This window comes from Sphingomonas sp. Ag1, assembly GCF_000980895.1.
GTDB lineage: Bacteria > Pseudomonadota > Alphaproteobacteria > Sphingomonadales > Sphingomonadaceae > Sphingomonas > Sphingomonas panaciterrae.
This window is the reverse complement of the sequence record NZ_LAZX01000051.1, coordinates 1-6,037: the sequence shown is the minus strand read 5'-3', so window position 1 is coordinate 6,037 and position 6,037 is coordinate 1. Positions and strand designations below refer to the sequence as shown.

6 protein-coding genes are annotated in these 6,037 nt (G+C 57.9%); all 6 read right to left on the bottom strand.

What is annotated here, in order from left to right; all coding sequences use genetic code 11:
* Nucleotides 1-15: 15 nt before the first annotated feature.
* Nucleotides 16-795: a hypothetical protein gene (locus XM50_RS00685; RefSeq protein ID WP_156167041.1), complete on the bottom strand. Its 780-nt coding sequence runs from the start codon at nucleotides 793-795 to the stop codon at nucleotides 16-18.
* Entirely contained in the window at nucleotides 792-1,163 is a 372-nt protein-coding gene (locus tag XM50_RS00680; protein ID WP_046406534.1) for a hypothetical protein, read from the bottom strand. The genes XM50_RS00685 and XM50_RS00680 overlap by 4 nt, the downstream gene beginning before the upstream one ends.
* A gap of 19 nt (nucleotides 1,164-1,182) precedes the next feature.
* Nucleotides 1,183-4,914: a tape measure protein gene (locus XM50_RS00675; protein ID WP_082102595.1), complete on the bottom strand. Its 3,732-nt coding sequence runs from the start codon at nucleotides 4,912-4,914 to the stop codon at nucleotides 1,183-1,185.
* 35 nt (nucleotides 4,915-4,949) lie between these two features.
* The gene (locus XM50_RS00670; RefSeq protein WP_046406531.1) at nucleotides 4,950-5,258 is read right to left on the bottom strand and encodes a phage tail assembly chaperone; all 309 of its coding nucleotides are present in this window, start codon (nucleotides 5,256-5,258) and stop codon (nucleotides 4,950-4,952) included.
* 41 nt (nucleotides 5,259-5,299) lie between these two features.
* Nucleotides 5,300-5,728, bottom strand: a complete 429-nt coding sequence (locus XM50_RS00665) for a hypothetical protein (protein ID WP_046406529.1) — start codon at nucleotides 5,726-5,728, stop codon at nucleotides 5,300-5,302.
* A gap of 116 nt (nucleotides 5,729-5,844) precedes the next feature.
* On the bottom strand, nucleotides 5,845-6,037 hold a 193-nt coding region (locus XM50_RS20305; protein WP_046406528.1), incomplete at its 5' end, for a hypothetical protein.

Sequence of the window (6,037 nt, the reverse complement as noted above, 5' to 3'; positions counted from 1 at the left end):
AATGTGAAGTCGGGGTTAGGCCTTCAGGCCGACTACCTCGATATCGCTCTCCCACAGATTGTGGAAGAGGTTCATGCCCTCGAATAGCACCTTCACGCGACCATAAACGGTCCACTGCTGAACGCTGTCTAGGTTGTCGGGTTCTGGTGCGAACAGCACGGGCTGCTTCGTACCGACGCGCATCATGAAAGCATCAAGCTCATTGAACATGGCTTCTTCCATCTGGCCGAAGGTGGCCTTCACGCGCGGACGGCTGGTGTATTCCTGCACGTCCTCATAGTTGGGACCGGAGGTGATCGGGCTGTCATCAATCACGCCCTTGGACCACTCATAATCAATGCCGCTGCCGATGACGAAGCGTTCGCCCATCACGATACGCGACACCTCGACCTGGCCCGCTGGATGCGAGGGGAACGAGAAGTCAAAACGCCAGTAGGTTGCCGTCACGCTGGGCACGTCAATGAGCGTCTTTGGAGTGTATGGCTCGCGCAGGGCGCCCACGTATGCGGGAAGCTCACCGCTATCCCATACTGGCGCTGTGAGGGCTTCATTGACGCTATTGGCAGCGCGGATGCGAACTGTATCGCCGTCACGTCCATTGCTGTGCAGGATGCCGATCGTATCCACGACACCGGAGCATTCCAGCACGACATAGGGCGCGTTCAGGTTAAACGAGCGCCACGCCATATCCATGTTGTCATTGGTGAGGTTCACAGCCGGCGAGCTTGGAAGCTGTAGGCTTGCGTCGTTCACTCGGAGTGAGCGGCTGGCGAGTAGGAATGGCTGGTCGATCATTGCGGCCCCTTGATTGTGATTTCCTGTGTGAAGGTGCCGTAATCCGTGACGATCGTGATCGAGCGGAGCGTATCCGTTTGCTGAACCGGCCAATCAGGGAAGACGCACGCGAACGTCGGCGGGCTGTCGATGAGGTCAGCCATCGTCACGTTGTCCACGCCTTGCAGCGTGACGCGGTACGCCTGTGCGACACTCTTGTGCTCGGCCAATATCTCGTCTGCGAGTACCTTGGCGGCTGCTAGATCGAGATTGGTTTGCAAAGTGATCTTGCGCGCGTTTGGCTGGACCGCCGTTACGGCATCGTCTTTCGCAACTTCGTAGCGGTATTCCTCTTTGACGAAACTGCCGCGATCGGGATCAATAGCCATGTTCTACCTCCGACAGTATTTACACAGTGCCGCTCTGGCGACCGTTGGAGGCAGACACGTTGCTGGTTGGCAGGTTATCGTTGATCGCGTTCGCGCGCTGTAGCTCGGCAAGGATTTGCTCGTTGAGCGTGTTTGCCCTCTGCGCTTCCTTGATGGCTTCGGCCTGTAGCTGACTGCCCTTGTCCACTGCCGCGACAACAGACGTGCTGCCATCGCCGGAAGCGTAGATGCTTTCCACGTTGGTCTTCAGGTCGTTGTTGGCCTTGAGCAGTTCGCTCCTGATGTTCTGGAACATAGGACCGGACGTGCCATATAGTTCGCGTGCCGTGTCGAAGATCGTGTTACCAAGCTCAGCGAACTTGGTTGGATCAACAGTCTTACCCGCTGCAATGTCGTTCTGGTACTTGCGGAACTCGGCCATGCTGCTGTCGAGACGGGTCTTGCCCGACAAGCCGCTCTCTGGCCCCATGAGCTTGTCCTGAAGCGATTTGATCGAGGATAGCTGATCCTCAAGCATCCTCTCACGCTGGATCATGTAATAACGATCCACGTTGGCAAGCTCGGAAGCCGTTGCAGCGTTCGCAGTCATCTCCTTTCGGAGTGCTTCAAATTGCTTGTTCAGTTCCTTAAGCGGAGCACCAATCGGATCATCAACCGCTGCCAGTTCCTTGACGATGGACTCGTACTTGGTTGCGAGGTTGATCGCCTTGTCCAAGTCCGTAGCTGCCTTCAGGACACGAGACGAGAAGTCCGAAATGCCCGTAAGCACGCCCTGCTTGAGTGCCAACTGAAGCGCGTATGCGATAGCTTCTGCTTCACCGTCCTTGCCGAAGTCCTTCAGTACCGACGAGTTGAAGTTATTGCTGTGGAGCTTCTTGGTTGTGGTCGTGTTTGCTACGCGCCACTTGCCGTCCCACGTTCCGATGGTGACGTTGGGCGTGCCAGTGATCGAGCCGCCGAGCTGCTGGGCCAGACCCTCAAGGCCACCCATCACGCTCTTTGCTGCGCCCGTCGCAATAGCGGTTAGCTCCTTGTTGGAACCCTGACCGCTAGTCGTGAGGTAGCCGTCCGCGCCCATGCCGAACGTAGCCGACGAAGACTTGGGCTTGCTGAACAAGCCGCCGAGCAGACCGCCCAAGATCGAGCCACCAACAGCGCCAAGCGGACCCAGCACCGTGCCACCGAGCGCGCCACCAATCTGCGAGCCGGTCTTGTTGAGCTTGATGCCCACTGCGCCGAGAAGATCGTTGGTTACGCCGCCGATACCAGCACCGGCACCAGCCTTGCCCAGCATGGAGCCGAGACCCTTCGTGAAGTCACCGCCCTTGCCGAACAGGTTCTTCATGTCGCCCTTGAAGTCGCCAAAGCCCTTGGAGAGCGACGACAGTGGGTTCTTGAATGCGCTGCTCTGGCCGTTCGTGCCCATAAGCTGATCGAGCGACTTCTTCGACGCTTCGGCCGCTGCCTTGCCCAGCGCGTTGCTGGTGCCGTCACGGTTAGTGCCCAGAATGTCGATCAGGCCGCCAATTGGACCCAGACCTGAGAACTTGCCGGTGGATGCGGCAGCGAGGCCATCGAGCAGACGACCGGCGCCCTCGATGGCACTCGCAAGGCTGTTCATGGCCCTGCCGAATTTGGTTTCTACCTCGCTGAAAATCTGACCCAGCTGGCCACCGAAAGTGCCGATGCGGCCCGAGAACTCGCGCTGCCAATTAGAAGCGATTTCAGCCGAGGCACGGTCGATACCGGCCATCGCCCTCTGATACTGCTCTTCCGTGATACCGCCGTCTGCGACGCTCTTGCCGCGCAGGACGCCAAGGCGCTTACGGTCGAAGTCCAGCTGCTCGTATTGGAGACGGTCAGCTTCTGCCGGGCTATACTGCGACAGGAGCGTGTCGCGGTCCTTGAGAAGCCTGTTCTGCTTCTGGATCTCATAGGTCTCGCCCGCGCGAGCCTTCACGATGGCTAGTTCCTTCTGGAACAGCTCGTCCGTTATATCGACCTTATCTTCCAGAGCGCGGCGCTCGAATTCCCATGTGGCTTCCGCAATGGCCGCTTCCTTGTCGGTCATCGCGAGCATCGCCTTCTGATGGTTCAGTTCGGCGGTGTCGTTGTCGTTGGCTGCGCGAATATCGCTGAGCAGCTTCGCAGCACGGGTCTGGTCCAGCAAATCGTCCAGACGCTTCTTGTCGTCTGCCGTGATCTCCTTGCCGCGGATGCGCTGTAGTTCGAGGTATGCCGCCATCTTCTCGGCTTCGACGGGCATCAGACGCGCAACGGCTAGCTGATCTTCCATCTGCTCGAACATGCGGGTTTCTTGCTCAAGACGGCGCTCGGCATCGCGCTCTGCCTTGCGGCGGTCGCGCTCAGCATCACTTAGGCCCCGGCTCTTGTTACCGCCTGAGGTGGCTGAACCGGGTGGCGTGCGAAGGACGCCTGTGCCGCCGGTCGGCTTTGGCTTCCTAGGGTATCTCTGGAATGCTTCGCGATACTGCGCCTCTGTCCAGTCCTGTGGATTGAAATTCGGATCGCCCATTCGCTCGCGAAGCTCTGCGTTGGCTTTCGCCCTTGAGCGAGCCAGCTTGCTACGAGCAAAACCTAGACGGAAGTTGCCCTTCATGTCGCTCTTTGGGGCTTCCTTGGTGCCGTTGAGGGCGCTCAGTTCGATGGCTGCGCCGCTACCGTCACCGCCGAACAGGCTGTAGCCGCGACCGAAATTGCGGATGCCGTCGATCAAGCCGAGAACGTCTGCGATCTCGTCACGCAGACCGCGCCAACGAGCCGAGATTTCATCTGCTGCGTTGATGCCCCCCTCCTGTAGCGGCTGGAATGCGTCGTAGAGGCCAGCGAAGGTGTCGCGGATCGTGCCGCCCGTCTCAGCGGCTTTGTCCATGATCGACTTCATGTTTTCGGAGCCTTGGTCAGCGAAGTCGTAGAGTGCCTGACTGAACTGGCCGCCCTCGTTGAAGGCACCAAAGGTCGCCGTCGCTAGATTCTCGATCGCGGTCCCAGCATCAGCGAAGGTCTTCGGCATCAGCTTGAACTCTTCATCGAGTTCCTTGAGGTACTTCTTGTCCGTGAATGCGCGGACGAGCTTGTCACTGGTCAGCTGCCCCTCGCTTGCCATCTTCTTCAACGCACCAACGGGCACGCCCATGCTGTCCGCGATCAGCTTCATCAAGCGAGGCGCGTTCTCAGCAAGAGAGCGGAATTCATCGCCATTCAAGCGGCCCGAAGCGAGTGCCTGACCAAGCTGCAGAACGGTGGATGCTGTTTCGCCGGCGGACGCACCCGACACCTTCAGCGCCTTGGTGACGGTCTCGGTAGCCGTTGCGACTTGAGCCTGTGATGCGTTGAGCGTCTTCGATGTGGTGGCCAGCTTGCCGTAAAGAACGGCGGTGCTGGTCAACTCACTACGAGTGGTGCGCGCAATTCGCATTGCGTCTTCTTGTGCGCGAGTGTGGTCGCCCCAGTTCTTGGTCGCGACCTTCAGCTTCGCGTCCATCAGAGAGAAGCCGTCTGCGGCTTCGATAGCGCGGCGAGTAAGATCAGCTAGAATGAGAGCCGCACCAGCGCCCTTCAGGCCGGCGAGGCTGCGACCAAATGTCGTGACGTTAACAGTAGTTCTGCCGAGCGCGCCATCCAGACGGCGGGTTGCGGCTCCAACGCGGTCTAGTGCTCGTTCAGCTTGAGAACCGCCGCGTGTTGCTTGGCTGGCATCAATAACAATGCGGACTACTGTGTCAGACATCGGATAGGCAGGCTCCGCTATAGTTGGATGGCCGACTATTTAGCGGGGCTGCTGCTCTGACTGCTGGATAGGACTACTTCGTCCATTGCTTTGATAATGTACCAAAGCTCTTCAATCTCGCGCCTTGTGAGATTATAGAACTCGCCGTATTTAACGACTAAGCTCCATCCTATACGTCCGGCCGACATGCTCGCCGGACGATCACTCGCGATTGTACGAAACGCTTCTAGGTAGAAGTCGTGCTCCAAGCTGAGCTTGGGCGCACCGGCCAGTTTCTCGATTGCAGGATGGTCGAACTTGCCGATTTTGCGGGCAGCGGCAGCTTCATTCTCATACCGTTCCAACTCGCCCGGTTTGAACTGAAGCTGCCACTTAAGATAAGCGGTTACTTTTTTTCGGCGTCCTTTACTTCAGCGGCGCGATAGTTCGCAGCATCGCTGGAGAAGTCAGAAAGCTCTTCATAGACGAACATGACTGCCGGGTTCGACAGGTATGCAACGAGCGCCGCCTTGGAGTGCTTCCATTCGCCGGTCTTCAGCGGGATAGCCTTGCTGTTGGTAACGAACTTATCAACAAAGAAGCTGATGAGGATTTCACGACGTAGCTGAATGTCCTCTGCGGTCTGCGGATCGTCAATACGGTCACGCTCGCGACGGCTCAGCTTGGCAGTGTGGCGCTTGTAGTCGATCAGCCATTCAGGCGATCCGACGAACTGGTGCTTTACGTCGAAGACGCCCCAGCACTTGCCATCCTTGCGGACCTCAATCTCGCGGGTCTCGTCAACAGTCTCGGGCAGATCAAAATCGAATTCCATTAATCACCTCAGGTTTTTTGAGGCGGTGTTCATCACCGCATGATATTTAGCTCACTCAAGGAAATGGAGTCGGTGGACCTGAAACCACCGACTCCATCCACGTTCTAAGCTAGAGCTTAGGCGGTGATCTTCCTGATGATGATATCAGTGTCGCTCACTGCGTCACCAACCGGCGAGAACGTGACGTTGACCATCTGGTTCGCACCCTCTTCTGCATCCTCGGGGAACGAAGGCTGAGCAGCTGGAATTTCGAATTCATAGCCGACACCATCAATCGTCATCTCAAAGGAGATTGCGACTGCTGGGTTC

Bases quoted from the DNA above. Each gene is read 5' to 3' on its own strand.
- XM50_RS00685 (WP_156167041.1), bottom strand. From the start codon at position 795: ATGATCGACCAGCCATTCCTACTCGCCAGCCGCTCACTCCGAGTGAAC.
- XM50_RS00680 (WP_046406534.1), bottom strand. From the start codon at position 1,163: ATGGCTATTGATCCCGATCGCGGCAGTTTCGTCAAAGAGGAATACCGC.
- XM50_RS00675 (WP_082102595.1), bottom strand. From the start codon at position 4,914: ATGTCTGACACAGTAGTCCGCATTGTTATTGATGCCAGCCAAGCAACA.
- XM50_RS00665 (WP_046406529.1), bottom strand. From the start codon at position 5,728: ATGGAATTCGATTTTGATCTGCCCGAGACTGTTGACGAGACCCGCGAG.